The 18665-nt window shown below is 71.1% G+C and carries 10 protein-coding genes and 1 pseudogene; 4 read left to right on the top strand and 7 right to left on the bottom strand.

Annotated elements, in window-relative coordinates:
• Nucleotides 1–1203 (bottom strand): annotated as a pseudogene (locus QC180_RS07570) (Fe-S oxidoreductase); the annotation flags it as partial.
• Between the two features lie 505 nt (nucleotides 1204–1708).
• Here QC180_RS07570 and QC180_RS07565 point away from each other — a divergent pair.
• Nucleotides 1709–2404, top strand: coding sequence for a DUF8020 domain-containing protein (locus QC180_RS07565; RefSeq protein WP_278261880.1), 696 nt, complete (start codon nucleotides 1709–1711; stop codon nucleotides 2402–2404).
• A gap of 74 nt (nucleotides 2405–2478) precedes the next feature.
• Here QC180_RS07565 and QC180_RS07560 read toward each other — a convergent pair whose 3' ends face one another.
• The 6 genes from QC180_RS07560 to QC180_RS07535 form a co-directional block, all read right to left on the bottom strand.
• Nucleotides 2479–3312, bottom strand: coding sequence for an NRDE family protein (locus QC180_RS07560; protein ID WP_278261879.1), 834 nt, complete (start codon nucleotides 3310–3312; stop codon nucleotides 2479–2481).
• A gap of 87 nt (nucleotides 3313–3399) precedes the next feature.
• Nucleotides 3400–4662 (bottom strand): S1 family peptidase, encoded by a 1263-nt coding sequence (locus QC180_RS07555; RefSeq protein WP_278261878.1) that lies wholly within the window; start codon nucleotides 4660–4662, stop codon nucleotides 3400–3402.
• Nucleotides 4663–4816: 154 nt separating this feature from the next.
• Complete coding sequence (locus tag QC180_RS07550) at nucleotides 4817–6163, bottom strand: S1 family peptidase (RefSeq protein ID WP_278261877.1); 1347 nt, start codon at nucleotides 6161–6163, stop codon at nucleotides 4817–4819.
• 108 nt (nucleotides 6164–6271) lie between these two features.
• Entirely contained in the window at nucleotides 6272–7390 is a 1119-nt protein-coding gene (locus tag QC180_RS07545; RefSeq protein WP_278261876.1) for a hypothetical protein, read from the bottom strand.
• Between the two features lie 27 nt (nucleotides 7391–7417).
• Nucleotides 7418–10036, bottom strand: coding sequence for a LuxR C-terminal-related transcriptional regulator (locus QC180_RS07540; RefSeq protein WP_278261875.1), 2619 nt, complete (start codon nucleotides 10034–10036; stop codon nucleotides 7418–7420).
• On the bottom strand, nucleotides 10033–12072 hold the full coding sequence (locus QC180_RS07535) for an Hsp70 family protein (RefSeq protein WP_278261874.1): 2040 nt from the start codon (nucleotides 12070–12072) through the stop codon (nucleotides 10033–10035). The genes QC180_RS07540 and QC180_RS07535 overlap by 4 nt, the downstream gene beginning before the upstream one ends.
• A gap of 215 nt (nucleotides 12073–12287) precedes the next feature.
• Between QC180_RS07535 and QC180_RS07530 the strand changes: the two genes are divergently transcribed.
• The 3 genes from QC180_RS07530 (at nucleotide 12288) to QC180_RS07520 (ending at nucleotide 18595) form a co-directional block, all read left to right on the top strand.
• Complete coding sequence (locus tag QC180_RS07530) at nucleotides 12288–13811, top strand: dynamin family protein (protein WP_278261873.1); 1524 nt, start codon at nucleotides 12288–12290, stop codon at nucleotides 13809–13811.
• A gap of 120 nt (nucleotides 13812–13931) precedes the next feature.
• Nucleotides 13932–16787, top strand: coding sequence for an IniB N-terminal domain-containing protein (locus QC180_RS07525; RefSeq protein ID WP_278261872.1), 2856 nt, complete (start codon nucleotides 13932–13934; stop codon nucleotides 16785–16787).
• The gene (locus tag QC180_RS07520; RefSeq protein ID WP_474646404.1) at nucleotides 16784–18595 is read left to right on the top strand and encodes a dynamin family protein; all 1812 of its coding nucleotides are present in this window, start codon (nucleotides 16784–16786) and stop codon (nucleotides 18593–18595) included. Before QC180_RS07525 ends, QC180_RS07520 begins: the two co-directional genes overlap by 4 nt.
• Nucleotides 18596–18665: the final 70 nt, after the last annotated feature.

The following is an 18665-nucleotide window of genomic DNA, read 5'->3' as shown; positions in this document are numbered from 1 at the left end:
GGCACCACAGCTCGTGCAGCTCCACAGGACTTCGGGGTCGATGACACCGTTGACGTCCTCGCCACCGATCAGCGGACGCTCCGCCTCGAGACGCGCCGCCTCGGAGATCTTGGCCAGCTTGGCCTCGTCGGGCTTGCCGTCGGCGTCGACCAGGCCGATCTCGTCGCCACCGGGATCCTTGCGGCCACCGGCCAGCAGGTAGGGGGCGGCGGCGTAACCGTGGTCGCGCAGCGACATGATCAGCAGCTTGGGCGAGAGCGGCTTACCGGTGTTCCAGGCGGGGCACTGCGACTGGCAGCGACCGCACTCGGTGCAGGTGCTGAAGTCCAGCCAGCCCTTCCAGGAGAAGTCCTCCATGCGGCCGACACCGAGGTTGTCGACATCGGGGTCGACGTTCTCCATGTCCAGGACCTTGCCGTTGGACATCATCGGCTTGGCCGCGCCCAGGGCGACGCTGCCGTCGGCCTCGCGCTTGAAGTAGATGTTGAAGAAGGCCGAGAAGCGGTGCCAGGCCACACCCCAGGAGATGTTGCGGCCGACCACGAACAGCCAGACCATGCCGGACATCAGCTTGACGAACGCGAAGATCGAGATCAGCGTGACGTTGGCCGGGATGAGCTTGGCGATCTGGCCGGTGACCGGGTCGGTCCAGGCGGAGTGTCCGGTCAGCGACAGCACACCGGCCTTCACCAGCACCATGCCGATGCCCTCGGTGAGCACGACCCACTCGACGAAGTACGCCGGACCGAACTTGGAGCCGCTGAAGCGGGAGATCCGCGCGGGAATGCGCGGGTGGTTCAGCTGGCGGATGATCATCAGGGTGCCGATGCCGACGACGGTGCCGACGCCCAGGATCTCGTCACCGAGGTGGAACCACCAGGTCTCGCCGATGAACGGCCACGCCCAGGTGGGATCGAAGGTCTGCCCGTAGGCCATGAACCAGAACTGCGCACCGGCCAGGAAGCCGATCATGACCAGCCAGTGCGCCCAGCCGACGGTGCGGAACTTGTTCATGCGGGTGTGCGCGATGAACTCGACCATCATGGTCTTGAAGCGCGGGAAGAACGGTCGCCACCGGTCCGGCGCGGACTGGCCGATCGTCACGGCTTTGCCGATCTTCCAGGCGCCGCCGAGGAACGACGCCCAACAGAACAGGCTGAGCACAGCTCCAATCGTGCCCAACGTGATTGTCAGGGCATTCATGTCGCGACCTTTCTTTAGAGGCAACACGAGGGTCGTGCGGGCGAGAGACTCACCCGGTTGGCTCGTATCGTAACCGGCGCTAAGTTACCGGCCAGTAACTACCGGTGTCCACCGTAGGATCGGCATTTGTGCTCTGACCTTGTTTACTGGGGCTTGACCTGGGATTTGCCTGTGAGCAATCTCACATAAAAGTTTGCTCCAAGATTCCCACGTCTGCTGGTGAACACCGTAAACCGCGCGTGAACTGCGGTGGAGCTAAGGTCAGGCTTACTAACTCGTTCGAGAATCCGTCTGGTCTACCGGGTTTCATTCCATTAAGCTGCGGCTGTTCTGTCTGCTGTGCCGGTCTTCACACTGCTCGGGGAGAAGTAAGGGACATCTCACGGATGTCACCGCTTGACGAGTCTCGCGTGTCGCGGATCGCACGCCGCACCACACCTGATGGATTGGAACCTGAATGAACTTCCGTAGGACCACTGCGGCTGCCGCACTGGTTATCGGGGCGATGACCGTGGCTACCGGCGTTTCGCATGCCGAAGAAGCGCCGCAGGACATCAAGTACTCGGTGAAGCTCGTCGACAAGACCGTCGTCGCCACCGTCAAGAACGGGACCGTCGCGCTGGTCGAGCAGGACGGCGAGACCCCCGAGGCGCCCAAGACCCAGGTCGCCGAGATCAAGGACAGTCGGGGGGCTGTCGTGGTCTCGCTGCCGATCGCCTTCACCATCAACGGCACCGACATCCCGACCAAGGCCGAGGTCGTCAAGGACTCGACCGTGCTCGAGCTGACCCCGGAGAAGCCGGAAGGCGTCGACGTCTCGGCCAGCCAGGTGGGCGTCAACCCGGTCATCAAGGCCGAGTCGATCGCCTCGGTGCAGGAGAACCAGAAGGCCATCAACGACTTCTCCTCGAAGTTCAGCATCGGCACCGCCATCGGCACCTTCGTCGGTTCGGCCATCGGCGCGGTCGTCGGCTGCATCGCGGGCGGCATCGTCGGCGTCGGCGTGTTCTCGGTTCCGCTGTGCCTCGGCGGCATCGTCGGCGGCGCCGCGATCGGTGGCGTCATCGGCATGATCGCCATCGGCGGTCCGACCATGCTGGTCGCCGGTCTGGAGCTGCTCAACATCCTGCAGGCGCCGGACGGCACCACCGCGTGGGCCGAGAAGCCCAAGACGGTCGCCACCCCGGCTCCGGCGAACTGATTCGGCTCCGCCCGAACAGCTTTCCCGCGAAGGCCCCGCTCCCCTCGGAGCGGGGCCTTCCGCGTTCCGTACCGCTAACCCAGCCGCCCGGACGCCGTTTCGGCCCCCTGGACGACCCCGTGCGGACCGAACGACCGCTCGGCCATGACGTAACTCCCGTCGGCCCGCACCAGCAGCACCGTGCTCGCCCTGGTGCCGTGCAGATCGTGCGCGACGAACCGCGCCGAGACCGCCCGCTCGAACTCCGGCGCGATCCCGGTACGCGGCAGCAGCTCGGCCGCCGCCTCGGTGCGGTCGGCCAGCAGCGCGAAGTAGTCGTCGACGGAATCGGGTGCGGTCGCGATGATGTCGCGCAGTTCGGTCAGCCCGTCGGCGACCTTCGGCCAGACCGGCGGCGCGCCCACCCCGGTCACCTCGAACTCCTGGGGACGACTGTGCACAACCTCGCCGGGCGCCGAAACCAGATGCGCCCCGTTCGACAGCCCGTGCAGTCCCGGCGCGAGCTCGGCGGGCGCGGTGCCGCTGCGATTGGATTGCCACCACAGCGCGTCCGCGTCGCCGGTGAGCAGGTTGTAGCCGAGGTAGCGGGCCGGGTCGATCGCGGTCTGATAGGCGCCGGGTGCGGTGTCGGCGCGCAGGAAGTCCATCAGCAGGGCGCCGCGGGAACGCGCGTCCGGCACGCGGTCCAGGGGATCGCGCACATTGGTGACGGTGGCGAAGCGGGCGTCGGCCGGACGGAACCCCAGCCAGGTGCCCGGCGCGTCGGCGCCCAGATCACGCCCGGCCAGCAGGCCGTCGGGCCAGCGCGTCAGCGATTCGGTGGCGCGGGTGTAGAACTCGTCCCGGTTGGCCGCCACGATCAGCCGATACTCCGGGTGCGCGCGCCAGGCGAGCAGAACCAAACACATGCCCCCAGCTTGCCGCAGACGCCGGAAGGGCCGGTAGCGCGCTGCTACCGGCCCTTCCGAGCTGCTCTGTTGCCGCGGGTTCCGCGATCAGTTGGTGCGCACCGACAGACCCGGGTTGTCCGACAGGACGACGCTCAGCGGCTGCGCGAACAGCTGCGGGACGTCACCGGTGATCGCGCCGATGATGTTGGGGATCTCGCAGATCGGGTAGTCGGCGACCGACGACGCGCTCGAGATGCCCAGCGCCAGCCGCCCGGTGACGATGGCGCCGCCCGAGTCGCCGGGCAGGGCGCAGATGTTGGCCGAGAAGCTCTGGGTCATCTGTCGGTCGCCCACCTGCACGGTCTGGTCGACGCCGTTGATGATGCCGCAGCTGAAGCCGGTGCGCGCACCCGACTTGCAGACCGGCGCGCCGACGACCGGCACCGCGACGCCCTCGACCGCGATCGGGGCGTTGCCCGGCACGCGGACCAGGTTGTTCTCGAAGCGCGGGCGGGCGTTGTCGTTGATCGAGATGATCGAGTAGTCCTGCGCGCCGAGCACCGACTTCTGGAAGGTGCCCAGCTGGGCACCGGCGCGGTCGCCGTTGATCTCGTAGATCGCGGCGGCGGAATCGCTACCGGCGGTGCCGAGGTCGGGGTTGCAGTGACCGGCCGAGATGTTGACGACGTTGCCCGAGCGGTCGGTGCCGTTGAAGCCCAGCGAGCAGCGCAGCGAGCTGCGGCCCACGATCGAGGCGTAGCCGTCGCCACCGGCCAGCGCGCCGTTGCCGTCACCGGCGACGGGGGTGGCGGTCAGGTCGACGCGCTCACCGGCGACCGGCGGCGCGGTGACGACCACGCGGGCCGGGTCGATGAAGCTGGGCAGCGGCAGCCCGGCCTGCTCCACGCGCACGGCGATGGCGTTGTTGACGGTGTCGATGACGACACCACGCACCAGGTTGGCGACCTCCGGCGGCGCGGCGGCCAGCCAGGTCTCGAACGCGGTCTTCTCTCCGCGCAGCATGGACTCGCTCTTGGCGACGTTGCGCACCTCGAACCCGGCCGACTCGGCCGCGGCCCGCGCCTCGTCCGCACCCGGGCCGTGCGACAGCGCGATCACGGCCTTGCCCTGGTCGCTCAGCCAGGAACCGGCGAAGACCTGCGGGAACTGGCGCTGCGCGGTGGTGGAGAACGCGGCCACCTGCTGGGCGACGTCGGCGCGGTGCAGGTACTCCTCGGGGGAGATCTTCAGGTCGCGGGTGACCGCCTCGATCAGCTGGGCGGGCAGGTCGCCCGCGGGGGCGGGCTGCGCGTCGGCGACTGCCATCGTGGGGCCGAACAGCAGAATCGCCGCGGACGCGGCGATCACGGATTTGCGCGCTCTTCTCGAGCTGCGCGCGGACGAGGTTCGACCCATACGTGGCAGGAGCATGATCGAACTATATGGGCTCGGGCGGGTTATGCCTACTCGGACCGGGCAAGAGATTTCGCTCACCCGGTCCGGTCGGCGTTTCGGGGCGGACTCAGCCCGCGTTCGGCTTGGTGCGCACCGTGATTCCGCCGATCGCGCCCGCCGCGTCGGCCAGGATCGGCCGGATCGGGATGCCGAGCGAGGCGGTGCCGCCGTAGGGCGCGAGCTGGGTGTTGGCCTCGGCGCAGTTGGGGGCGTCGGCGGCGTTGGAACCGCTGGTGATGCCCAGTGCCAGGGTGCCCGAGACGATCGCGCCGCCGCTGTCGCCGCCCAGGGTGCAGGCGCTGTTGGCGAAGCCGCGGATCGTCTTGCTGACGCCCTCGGCCGTGAACAGCTGGGTCTCCACGTGATCGGCCGAGACGAAGCCGCAGGTGAAGGTCGAGGACTGCCCGGTCTTGCAGACGGGCGCGCCGGTCACCGGCTCGGCGGTGCCGGTGATGGTGAGGGTGGTGCCCTCCGCGCCGCGCACGCGCGGCTGGTCCATGCCCGCGTTCACCGCGCGCTCGTTGAGCCGGATCACCGAGTAGTCCAGCGCGGCGGGCCCGCCGAGCACCGAGTGGGCGAAGCTGCCGACCTCGGGGCTGTTGGGGATGTCGCGCACGTTGGGCACGTAGACCGGGGCGGTGCCGCCGTTGTCGATGTTCGGATTGCAGTGGCCCGCCGAGATGTTGAGGGCGCTGCCCGCGTCGTCGGTGGCGTTGAAGCCGAACGAGCACACGTCCACGCCGCGCAGCGAGGTGTCGTGCAGGTCCTTGGTCGCGGTGATGTAGGTGTCGCCGCCCATCGGCCGACGTTCCACCGGACCGCCGCCGCCGGGGGAGAGCACCACCTTGATGGTGGCGATCAGCGTCGGCAGGTTGAGCAGATGCCCGGTGGGGGTGTTGGCGACATTGAGCACCAGCTGGCTGTTGAGGGTGTCGATCGCGACCGAGCTGATCGGCTCGGAGATCTCGCGCGGCAGGCTCGCGATCCACTGGCTCAGCTGCACCAGCGCGCCCTCGAGGCCGTTGGCCGAGATCGGCGCGAGCTGGGTCTGGTAGCCGTCGGCCGCGGCGAGCTTGCCCGTCTCGGCGTCGGTGACCGCGACGACGGCCTTGCCCTCCGGCGTCAGCCAGGCACCGGCGAAGGTGTCGGGGTTCGCGGCGCGGAAGTCGGTCGCGTACTGGCGCAGCTGCTGCGCGCGGGCGGCGCGGTCGAGGTACTCGACCGGTGTCATGCCCAGGTCGCGGGACAGCGCCGTCACCATTTGCGCGGGTAAGGCGTCCGCGGCGAGCTGAAGGGGCGCATCGGGTTCCGCCGTGGCGGGACCGGAGCCGAGCAGTGGTGCCAGGAGAACAGTCGCGGCGAACCCGGCGGAGGCTGCCTTGACCGCGGCGCGACGCGCCACCAACTTGCGCATGAAATCCCTTCGTCGGCACGAGTGACCGGCGACACTGCCGATGGCTGTGATGTCGGTCGCCGCATCACTCTAGGGCACGGCCGCGACACAGGCGCGACAACGTCTGCCCTACCGCTGATAGTCGTAGCCCGGGATCCGCAGTGGTGACGGAAGATTCCCCGGCGGGTAGTCCTCGAAGGGGATCAGCGGACGGGTGGTGCTGCGACTGGGGGTGGTCGGCTCGGTGGTGGTCGGCGCCGGTTGCTCGGTGGTGGTGGTCGGTTCCGGCGGCGCCTCGGTGGTGGTCGTCGGTTCCGGTTCGGGCGCGGTGGTGACGGGCGCGGGCGGCGTGCTCGTCTCGTCGACCGGCGGCGGCAGCGGGGCCGGGGTGGGTTGCTCGGTCGACTCCGGTCGCGCGTCCGAGATCGACGGCGGGGCCGCCGGTTCACCACCGCGCAGCAGCACCGACACCGCGATCCCGCCGAGCAGCAGACCGATCAGCGCGGCCACCGCGATGAGCAACGGCGTGCGGTTACGCGCGGGCGGTGGTGCGGCGGCGGGCGGCGGTTCGGCGGGCAGCACCGCGGCGGGCACGGCCATCGCCTTGGTCGGCAGCACGGCCGCGGGCATGGCCGCCGAATACGCCTGCGCGGTCGCCGCTGTCTTCTGCACCGCGGGCATCACATCGGTGACGACCAGCGAGTTCTCGGTGACGATCGGGTCCGGCGGCGTCGCGCCCGCCGGGGTCGCCAGCACCGCGACCAGCGCGGCCTCGGCCGCCGAGGTGACATACGAACGACCCGGCGCGACCCCGGCGGCGGGCTGGGGCAACTCGTCCTCACCCAGCAGCGCCACCGACTTCAGGCCCAGATAGTCCAGCGCCTCGCGCACCCCGCGCACGACCTCGGTGCTCCACTGCGCCGGATGCGTCGCGTAGAACTCGGCCGGTCCGCTGAGGTGCTCGGTGGTCTGATCGATGAGACAGAACATGGCCGTGGCCAGCAGATCCTCGGCCCGATAGGCTTCGCCGCCGTCGACGTCGACGCCCGCCGGATCGCCGATCGCGCGCACGAACCCGCTGATCGAGTGCGCGTGCCCGGAGGGCGCGGGGCCGCCCAGGGCCGCGTCGCCGTCGTCGGACATGTGCAGCACCGACTCGCGCACGAGGTGGATCGGCGGGCCGTCCTCGGTGACCACCGCGGCGACGCACTCGTCGTCGGCGATGCGCAGGCCCACCCCAGTGGCCATCCGGTTTACCTCCCTACCCCGGGCCGGTCACACCAGCAGTGAACCGTGTCCCATCGCGCGGAGCATCGACAATAATTCGGATCGGGATCGCGCGCCTATCCGACGTCGGATTCGCGCGACGTGATGCTCCACCGTCTTCGCGGAAATGTACAGCCGTGCGCCGATCTCCCGGTAGGTCAGCCCGAGCAGCACCAGCTCGGCCACCTCCCGTTCGCGATCGCTGAGCGCCTGCGGTTCGACCAGCGGTCTCGGTCCCGCCTGTGGGTCATCAGTGCTGGTCACAGCCGAATCCAGGCGTGCGGGCACCCGGACCGAAGCGGCCAGCTCGAGCAGGTCGGCGGGGTCCTCGACCACCCGCGCGGCGTCCTCGGCCAGCCGCGCCGCGTCGTAGGCGTGTCCCCGCGCGGCCAGCGCGAGCACCGCCGCGCGCACGGCAGTGACATCGGCCTCACCCCGGCGCACCCGCAGCCAGGTCCGTCCGGCGTCGGCGAGCACCGCCGCGTGCGCGTCGCCCTCGGCGGCGGCCTGCTTCAACGCGTGCGCGTGCGGCAGCAATCTCTGCGGGGCGTCCTCGGCGAGCGCGGCCTGGACGCCGTACCAGTGGAAACCCGCGGACCACGCCGTCACCGGCCCGCGCACCAGCCCCGCGGCCGCCTCGACCAGCGGCCGCACCCGCCCCTCGTCGCGCACCGCGATCCCCGCCAGCCACAGCTGACCGACCGCCCGCAGACTCAACAGATCGACATCGACCTTGTCGAACACGGGCACCGCGACGGTCCAGGCCCGCCGCAGCGTCGGCAGATCCCCACTGCGTCGAGCCAGCTCGACCGCCAGGCCGTGCGCCAGCAGGCGGTCCCGGACCGGGAGGGTGACCTGACCGAGCGTCGCCAGAATCGCGGCCGCCCGCTGCTCGTCACCGGTGGCCAGGGCGACGCTGGCGGCGAGGACGGCGTGGTGGTGATCGGTCGACGCGGATCGGAGGCCGCGCACGGGGTCGCGCCGGTCGGTCGACAGGGGGAATGGCACGCTGTCGTGACGCGCGGTCGTCCGGCTGGCCGCGTCTTCTTTGGCGAGCGGCGCGTGATCGAGTTCCGCCGGTGCGTGGTCTGTGCCCGGCTGCCCGGCGACGGCCCACAGCACCGCGGCGGCGCGATCGGGTTCGCCGATGCTCAGGTCGAGGAGGGTGGCGACGGCGGTCACGGTGCACGGTCCGGTGTGGTGGTCGGTGTGCAGGGCTTGGTTGAGATCGGTGAGGGCGGTCGAGGGCAGGGTTCGGGCGCGGGCAGTGTCGAGCGAAGCGAGCAGGGCGCGGGCGACCAGGCGTGGACCGGCGGTGGACTCGGTGGGCGGCCAGTGGTCGGCGTCGGTGGCCATCTCGGTGGCGGCGGTGCCGTCGCCCGCCAGGGCCAGGACGGTGGTGGCCACGGCCCAGTCGGCGCCGACGCGGCGGGCGCCGAGCCAGCGATAGAGGGCGGCGGCCCGCTGGACGAGGCCGCGGCGGGTGAGCACGGTCGCGCAGATCCGGACGGCGGCGGCGAGGTCGGTGGGGGCGGTGTCGGCGCGGTCGAGGATCGGTTCGGCCAGGCGCAGGGCGGTGTCGTCGTCCCCCGCCGTGGCGGCCGCCTCGGCCCAGGGGAGGGCGATCCGGCGAGGGTCGGCGCCAGCGGCGGCCGCGGCGGCGTAGTAGCGGGCGGCGTCGTGTCGCTGGTGTTCGGCCGCGTGGCAGAGGAATTCGGCCAGCCGTTCGTCGCGCACGCCCGACTCCGCGAGCAGCAGCCCGGTGTGGTCGCGCAGCAACCCGGCGGCCAGGCGGGTGTCGAGCAGCCTGCGCTGCACCCCCACATAGCGCCGATCGCCGAGCAGCACCCGCAACTGCGGGACGGCGGCCTTCAACAGCAGATCCGCGTCGGTGACCAGCGCGCTCGTCCTGGCCCGCACCAGCAGATCCCGCGCGACCGGCGGTTCGAGGTCGAGCACCTCGGCCAGCTCGGCCGCGTCGAGCCCGGTGCCGGTCGCGGCGACGACCAGCGTGTCGAGCAGAGCCGGGTCGGCACCCGAGAGCTGCGCCCGCGTCCACATCGCCAGCGCGTCGTCGACGGCGGCCATCCCCTGATCCAGCCGCGCCGCGCCCGCCGCCAGCAAGGCCGCCACCACACCGCCGTGCACGCCCGCGGTCTGGGTGTGGATGTAGTCGATGATCGGACGCGGCACGGTGACGCCGAGTTCGCGTGCCAGCGAACCGATATCGCCGCTGCCCAGCGCCCGCAACTCCACCGTGCGCCCGTGCCGAGCCACGGTCTCACACAGCGCACGCAGCGCGGGCTGCTGCGGACGCGGCTGCGTCGCGCACAGGAAAGACTTCGTTCCCGAAGCGATCTCCGAGCTCAACGCTTCGAGCTGCTCGGCCGAAAGCGTGTGCAGATCATCGAGGACGACGACAGCCCCGCTGTCCGGTGCCACCGGCACGCTCCCGATCACCGCGAGCCCCCGCCCTCGCAATCGCTGCCGTGCCGCGTCGAGCAGCACCGACTTCCCCGTGCCCGACCGCCCCGACAGCAACAGGACAACCGGTTTCTGCGGTGCGGCTTCGATGGTGCGGAGGATCTCGCGGGCGTTCGGCAGGCAGTCGAGCGCGATCGGCCTCAATTGCCGCCTCCCAGCAGCTCACCGGGCAGTTTTGTGACACCGCCGACCGTCCCCTCCACCACCTCACCGGCACCGTCGATGATCTTGCCGGGAACCTGGCCGAGATTCGGGTACTGCGGCTGCTGTGGCTGTTGCGGTGCGGGCGCGGGAGACGTGGTGGTCGGCGGTGTTTGGGCGGGCGGCGCCGGAGCGGGTGAGTTCTGCGACGGCGGAGTCTGCTCGGGCGCGGGCGACTGCGGCGTGCCCGCCTGCGGTGACCCCGGCTGCGGCGCACCGCCCTGAGGCGTGCCACCCGCAGACGCCTCACCCTGCGGTGCGCCTCCCTGCGGGGCTCCGTTGGCGGCCTGAGTCTGGTTGGGCTGCACCGAATTCGGCGTTGTCACCGCGGGGGTGACGGTTCCGGGAATCGGTTGCCCGTCCGCGTCGAGTAGGGGAGCGCCGGGAACCGGCTTGCCGTCCGCGTCGAGTGTCGGCGTCCCGAGCACCGTCTTGCCCTCGGCGTCGACGGCCGCGATGGGCGTCACCGCATTCGTCGCCGGGGCGCCGGAACTCGTGGCCGCCGCGTCGGCGGAGCTGGGCGTCGGCGTACTGGCGGAACCGAATTGCGGTGCCAGGGCGATGGTTGCGGCGGTCAACGCGCCGAAGGCGGCGAGGGCGGCGGCCACGACGGCCAGCCGCTTGCGCGACTTCCGCGGCGATGCCTCGTCGTCCTCGGGCAGGCCAGTGTCGGCGAACAGGCTGATATCGCCGGAATATCCCTTGTCTGCCAACCGATTCGCGCCGCTGGACTCGCCCGATCGATACCCGGGCGTGGTCCGATCATCGCGCCGCGAACTGGAAGCCGTCTCGGCGAGTTCACTCCCGGTATCCGCCCGCCGGTCGTCCGAAGAACCCCCGAACCGTTCGTCGTCGAACAGTCCGGGTTCCGCGGCCGCCACGCCCGCCATCGGCGACTCGCCGCTGTGCGCGCTCACCGGCTCGGTATACGCGGAGTACGCGAGCTCGCCAGAAGAAACTGCGCCATAAGAAGATTCGGATGCCAACAGATCGGCCGCCAACTCGGCCGCCCCCGCCGCGCTCGCCGTGGCCGGATCCGCGCAGGCCACCACCGGCAACCCGAACTCCGCCGAAACCAACTCCGCCACCAGCGGAATCGCCCCACCCCCGCCGGTCAGCAACACCGCCCGCACATCGCCGAATTCGATCCCCGCCTGTCGCACCGCGGTACGCACCAGGTCGAGAGAGTCCCGCAGGTCCGCACGCACCACGTCCTCGAACTCGCCGCGCACGATCCGCACCGGCCCACCGGTTCCGAGCGCGCCCACCGACACCACCGTCGCGGTGTCGCGCGAGAGCTCTTCCTTGGCGATCCGGCAGCGCTCGCGCAGCGCCGCCAACTCGGCCTCGACCACCGGATCGAAGGGGTCGAACTCGGTGTCACCGAGCGCGTGCGCGAGCACATAGCGCATCGTCAGCAAATCGAATTCCGCACCGGCGATGGTGTCGCTGTGGGTCGGGGTGCCGAGGAGTCCCGATTCGTCGCCGGTGCGCACCACCGAGACGGTCAGCCCGCTCGCGCCGAGGTCGTAGACGATCAGCGCGCCGTCGTCGAGCAGTCCGTGCTCGGCCTCGTAACGGCGCAGCACCGCGAGCGGTTCCGGGATCAGCACCGTCGTCCCGGCGTCCGCCGCGTCGAGCGCGTCCCGCACGGCGCGTACCTGGTCATCCGCCCACCAGCCCGGATGGCAGGCGATCACCGTCGGTTCCGCGCCGGTCTCGGCGGCGATGTCGGTGATCAGGCTGGTCGTCGTGCGGGCGACGAGGTCGGCAGCGGCGTGGATGGACCCGTCGTCGGCCAGCATCGGCACCGGATCGCCGACCCGGGCGAGGAACCCGTCGAGCGCGTACCCGGGCGCGACTTCCACCACGCTGGGGCGCTGGATCACCGCCACCGGCACACCACCGTCGGCCGTCGTCGCGACGGCCACCGAACGGGATGCGCCGACAGTGATGCCGAGCGGGAGACGGTCAGTCATGAGAACCTCTTGCCAATGCGTGAGCGGTGGACACCATCGAGCGAACTATCCCGATAGTCGGTTGCTGCCCGAAAGCTGTTACGCCGCCGCTCAGGATCCCCTAACCTCCGCTAACCATCCCGCCGGAGTTGGACGCTTGATCACCGAGCGGCGACCGCCCGCGGAGCGTGGTGATCACGCGTCCAGGCCGGTTCGGGCGTCGGTAGGGTGTCCGCGTGAACTACCCCGCGCACGCACATTCGGTCGGTCTCGGCGAGGCTCAGCTGTTGGTGGCGAGTGCCGCGCGGGAGTTCGGTGGCGACCCGGACGCGCAGGTGCTGCTGCGCGAGTGCGACGAGCGGCTGCGTCAGCCGTTGCGGGTGGCACTGGCCGGGTCGATCAAGGCGGGGAAGTCGACCCTGCTCAACGCGCTCGCCGGGCAGAGCATCGCCCCGACCGACGCGACCGAGTGCACCCGCGTGGTCACCTGGTACCGCACCGGCGCCACGCCCACGGTCACCGCGTTCGCCGCCGACGGCGCCGCCGCCAATGTCGCCCTGCGCCGCGGCGCGGGCGCGCACGGACTCACTTTCGAACTCGACGACCTGCGCTGGAACCCTGCCGGGCCGCACGCCGTCGACCATCTCGAAGTGCGCTGGCCGACCCCCGCCCTCGCGCGCACCACCATCATCGACACGCCCGGCACGTCCTCGCTCTCCCGCGAGGTCTCCGAGCGCACCCTGCGCCTGCTCACCCCCGCCGACCTCGACGCCGACGCGGTCTCGATGCCCGGCGCCGACGCCGTCGTCTACCTGCTGCGCCGACTCGACGCCGCCGACCTGCACTTCCTCGAACAGGTCGGTGCCGGTGGACCCGCGGGACCGCTCGGCGTGGTCGGGGTGGTCTCGCGCGCCGACGAGATCAGCGCGGGCCGCATCGACGCGCTGCATTCCGCGCGTCAGGTGGCGGCGCGCTTCGCCACCGAACTCGAGCGCACCGGGCTGTGCCAGGCGGTCATCCCCGTGGCCGGGCTGCTCGCCTTCGCCGCGGCCACCCTGACCCAACCCGAATTCCTCGCCTTCGCCGCCCTGGCCGCGCTCCCCGCCGACACCCTCGAACTCGCCCTGCTCTCGGCCGACCGCTTCGCCCGCCCCGACATCGTCCTGCCGGTCCCCGCGCCCATACGTGCCCAATTGCTCGACCGCTTCGGCATGTTCGGCGTCCGCATGGCCACCGAGTTGGTCCGCACCGGCATCCGCGACGCCGCCACCCTGGCCGCCGAACTCGCCGCCCGCAGCGGCATCGACGACCTGCGCACCGTCCTGGACGTGCAGTTCGGTCAGCGCGCCGAGCAGCTCAAGGCCCACTCCGCCCTCACCACCCTCGACCGCGTCCTCACCGCCCACCCCGGCCGCGCCGACCACCTGCTCCCGCGCGTGCGCACCCTGCTGGCCGACGTCCACGGCTTCGCCGAACTGCGTCTGCTCGGCCGCCTGCGCACCGACGAATTGCCGCTGCCCGCCGACGATCTCGCCGAACTGTTCCGCCTGATCGGCGGCGCGGGCGTCGCCGCGCACGTGCGCCTGGGCCTGCCCGCCGACACCGATCCGGGCACCCTGCGCGCCCACGCCGCCGACGCCGCGCGCCGCTGGCGCACCCGTGCCCGCCACCCCCTGATCGACCAGGCCACCGCCGCCGCCTGCCTGACCGCGGTGCGCAGCGCCGAGGGAGCACTCAGCCAGTTATCGCCGCCCGCGTAACGAAACCGTCGCGGATCGGGACAAGCTTTTCGAACACTCGCATGGCCAGCGTGACAAGCATCCCCGACAGACGAGTACGGATCCGGCGCATTAGCCCCGATCTGGAGGAGCTGACCCCGAATGACCCCCACCGCGATCCTCGAGTTCATCCTGAACCTGCTGCGCGACCCCGAGGCCGCAGCAAACTATTGCAAGGCCCCCGTCCAGGTCCTCTGCGACGCCGACTTGCCTGTCACCCCCGCCCAGATCGCCACCCTGGCCCCCACCATCTGCCAATCCCACAACCTCGACACCACCCCCCTCCACTCCATCATCGCCGCGGGCGCCACCACCGCGACCACCGACCTCGGCCTCACCACCGCCGCAGGCAGCACCCTCGCCGCCGACCTGGGCGCGGACGCGAACCTCGGCTTGGACGCGGGCGCAGACACGAACCTGGGCTTGGGCGCCAACCTGGGCGCGGACCTCGGCCTGGGCGCGGGCGTAGGCGCGGGCCTCGGCGCGGGCGCTGACCTCGGCCTGGGCGCAGACGCGAACCTCGGCCTCGGCACAGGCATCGGCACGGACCTCGACCTCGGCGCCACCATCGGCACCGACCTGGGCCTCGACACCGACCTGTCCACCGGTCTCAACGCCGCCCTCGACCTCGGCACCGACCTGGCCGCGAACATCGGCATCGGCCTCGGCGCAGGTGCGGGCGCCGCCCTCGACGGAGCCCTCGACCTGGGCGCCGATCTGGCTGGCAACGTGGGCGCTGCCCTCGGCGCGGGCCTCGGCATCGGCGCGGGCACCGCACTCGACGGAACTCTCGACCTCGGCACCGACCTGGCCGCGAGCGCAGGCGCCGGTGTGGCCGCTGGTCTCGACGGAGCCCTCGATCTCGGCGCGGGTGCGGGTGTGGCTGCTGGTCTCGACGGAGCTCTCGATCTCGGCGGCGACCTGGTTGGCAACGTGGGCGCTGGTCTCGGTGTAGGCGCGGGCGCCGCTCTCGACGGCGCTCTCGACCTCGGCACCGACCTGGCCGCGACCGTCGGCGCCGGTCTCGGCGCGAGCCTCGGCCTGGGTGCCGACTCGGCCACCGCCATCGACACCGGCCTCGGCGCGGTCGCCGACCTGGGAGCCGTTCTCGGCGCTGATCTCGGCGCCACTGTGGGCGCTGGCACCGAAGCCACCGTCGGTCTCGGCACCGACTTGGCCGCCGGTGTCGACGCGACTCTCGGCCTCGCCGCCGGAGTCGGTGCGGGTGTGTCGGGTGCCCTCGCGGGCGCAACGGGCCTGGGTGGCGAGCTGACCGGTTCTCTCGCAGGCGGTACGGATCTCGTTGCAGCCCTTGGCGGTTCACTTGCCGGAGCGGCGGATCTCGGTGCGGGTATCTCCGCGGTAGTGGGCGGTGCCGCGGGGCTCGGCGGTGCGCTCGACGGTGCTGCTGGCTTGGAGACCTCGTTGAACGGTGCGGTGGACGCCGCGGCCGGGGTGGGCGCCGGGCTCGGTGCCGGTGTATCCGGTGCGGTTGACACGTCGGCGGGCATCGGTGCGGCGGTTTCGGGTGCGACTGGTGCGGCGGCGGGTCTCGGTGCGGCCGTTTCCGGTGCGGTCGACTCGGCCGCTGTTCTCGGTGCCGATGTGTCGGGTGGGCTCGGTGTAGCGGCTGGGGTCGGGGCGGATGTCGATGCTGCGGCTGCGGGTATCGTGGAATCCGGTGTCGGCCTGGGCACCTCGCTCGATTCCGCTGTGAGCACCGGGCTTGAGACCTCCCTGTCCGGGGCGAGTGGACTCACCGGCCAGGTCGGTGCGGGAGTCGGAGCTGCCGCGAACGCCGGTGTCGCCGCGGCATCTTCGTTGACCGGAGCTGCTACCGCGACCACCCAGATCGGCCTCGGCAGTCTCGCCAGTGCGGGCGTGGAACTTGTCGGAACCGGTTCCGCCGGAGCCGATCTCGGCGGTCAGATCGCCGCAGGACTCACAACAGGCGCGGGCCTCACCACCGGCGCCCAAGCCGCCGTCGACGCCGCGACCACAACCGGTCTCGAAACCTCCGCTAGCACAGCCTTCTCCACCGCGACATCCCTCTCGACCGGCCTGACCGCCGCCGCAGAATCCGGCGCCACCCTCACCGGCCAACTCGGCTCGTCCTTCGACACAGCCCTGTCCGGCGCAGCGGGTACCGGTGCCGCCCTGAGCGGCCAGTTCGGTTCGGCACTCGACACAACCCTGTCCGGCGCAGCGGGCACCGGCGCCGCCATGGGCGGTCAGTTCGGTTCGGGTCTAGACACGGCTCTGTCCGGCGCAGCAGGCACCGGCGCCACCCTGACCGGTCAGTTCGGTTCTGGCCTCGACGCCAGCCTGTCCAGCGCAGCCGGTACGGGCACGGCCGTAAGCGGTCAGTTCGGTTCGGCGCTCAACACGACCCTGTCCGGCGCGGCTGACACTGCCGCCGCGTTGAACGGCCAGTTCGGTTCGGCGCTCGACACCACCCTGACCGGCACCACCGACACCGCCCTGAACGGGGCACTCGATTCCAGCGCAGCCCTCACCGGCGCCGCCGACCTCGTCGGCGCCACCACCGTCAGCTCCGCCCTCCAGTCCTCCTTCACCAGCGCCGCGAACTCCGGCCTCACCGCAGGCGGCTCCCTCACCTCCGGCGCAGACAGCGCCCTGAGCACCGGCCTGGCCACCGGCGGATCGTTCGCCACCGGCACCACCACAGTCGAATCCACCGCCGACACCTCAACCGGCATCTGGTCCGACCCCGACCTCTCCGGAGCCTTCGGCGCCGACCCCGCCATCGCCGAACCCACCCCGGAACCCACCATCGGCGTAGCCTCCGGCCTCGGCACCACCTGGTCGAACATCGACCCGGACAACGCCTTCGGCCCCGGTCTGCACGACTCGCCGCTCACCGGCAACAGCAGCCTCCTCGGTGACTCCACGGCCCCGACCGACCAGCATCTCGACCCCGCCGGTCTGTTCCACTGAGCCGAGAAGCGACGGAGAAAGCGGTGGACACGGTGCTCGCGGTGCTCGACGACACCGTGGCGGCCGCCCGCGCCGCGGGTCGCGACGACCTGGTCGCCCGGCTGGAGACAGCCGCGGCCAGGATGCGCGACCCGCGCAGGCGGATCATCGTCGCGGGCCAGCGGGATCAGGGCAAGAGCCGCTTCGTCAACGCCCTGCTGAATCTGGATGTCTGCCCGGTCGGTGACGAACTCACCACCACCATCCCGATCCAACTGGCCCACGCCGACCAGCCCAGAGCCGAATTGATCCTCGCGGCAACGGGTTCCGAGGAGCATGTCGAGTTCCCCCTCGCCGACCTCTCGACGATCGACGCCCGCACCCCCCTCGCGGCGGGCAGGCAGATCATCCGCATCGATGTCCACCTGCCCAACCCCCTGCTCGCCGACGGCATCGTCCTCGTCGACACCCCGGCCATCGGCGGCACCGGCACCACCCTCGGTGTGCTGGAAATGCTCCCCGCCGCCGATGCCGTGCTCTTCCTCACCGACGCCTCGACCGAGCTCACCGCCCCGGAACTCACTTTCCTGCGCCAGGCTCGTGAATTATGTTCGGCCACAGTGGTATTGATGACGAAGACAGATCTCTATCCGCACTGGCGCCAGGTCTTCGCCGCCGACCGCACCCACCTCGCCGCCGCCGAACTAACCGTCCCCCTCCTCCCGGTCTCGTCCTTGCTGCGCGCCCACGCCGTGCGCCTGCAGGACGCCCAACTCGGCGCCGAGTCCGGCTTCGGCGAGCTGTTCCAATTCCTGCGCGACCAGGTGGTGACCCGTGACGAGGCCACCGCCCGCGCCGGGGCAATGAAGGAAATGTCTTCCGCCGCCGAACATCTGGCGCTCACCGTCGGCAGCGAACTGGTGGCCCTGCGCGACCCGCGACAGGCAGCCGCGGCGGTCGCCGAACTACACGCAGCGAAAACCGCTGCCCAGCAACTACATCGCCGCACCGCCGCCTGGCAGCAGACCCTCGCTGACGGCATCACCGACCTCGCGGGCGATGTCGATCACGACCTGCGGGAACGTCTGCGCACCATCTCCCGCGAGGGCGAGGAATGGATCGACGAGCACGATCCCGGCCGCCACTGGAACGCCATCACCGAATGGCTCACCGGCACAGTCGATACCGCGCTCGGTGAGAACCTGCTCTTCGCGCACACTCGCGCCGAGGCCCTCGCCGAGCGCGTGGCCGAACACTTCCGGGAGCTCGGCGCGGTGGAACTGCCCGCCGCGCTCGACCATTCCGGCGCGGTCGGCGGCACGGCCACCCTGGGTGAACTCGAACCCGACATCGGCCTGGTCTCCAAGGTCCTCGTCGGTATGCGTGGTTCCTACGGCGGCGTGCTGATGGTCGGTCTCGCGACGACGTTCGCGGGCCTGGCCATGCTGAACCCGATCTCACTCGGCGCGGGCATGCTCGTCGGCGGCAAGGCCTACCGCGACGACAAGCAGGCCAGGATGACCCGTCGGCGCGGCGAGGCCAAGAACGCCGTGCGCCGTTTCCTCGACGACGTCGCCTTCCAGGCTGGCAAGGATTCCAAGGACCGCATGCACCGCATCCACCGGTCCCTGCGCGACCACTACGCGGGCATCGCCGAACGCAGCCTGCGCTCGATCGACGAATCCCTCACCGCCGCACAGGAAGCCGCGAATGCCGAGGCGTCGCACCGGGCGCAGCGCATCGGCACGCTGGAACGTCAGCTGACCGCCGTCGCCGCGCTGCGCCGCTACGCCGAGCAGTCCCTGGCGAGCCTGGAACCGGCGACCTGACCGTCGAGTGGGCGGGCCTGCTCCCTCTCGCGACTAGTGCACATCAGGCCCGCCCAAATCCGGAAACCCC

Source organism: Nocardia anocheti, assembly GCF_029675105.1.
In the GTDB taxonomy this organism is placed as follows: domain Bacteria; phylum Actinomycetota; class Actinomycetes; order Mycobacteriales; family Mycobacteriaceae; genus Nocardia.
The sequence above is the reverse complement of the archived record's forward strand: the minus strand, read 5'-3'. Positions and strand labels throughout refer to the sequence as shown.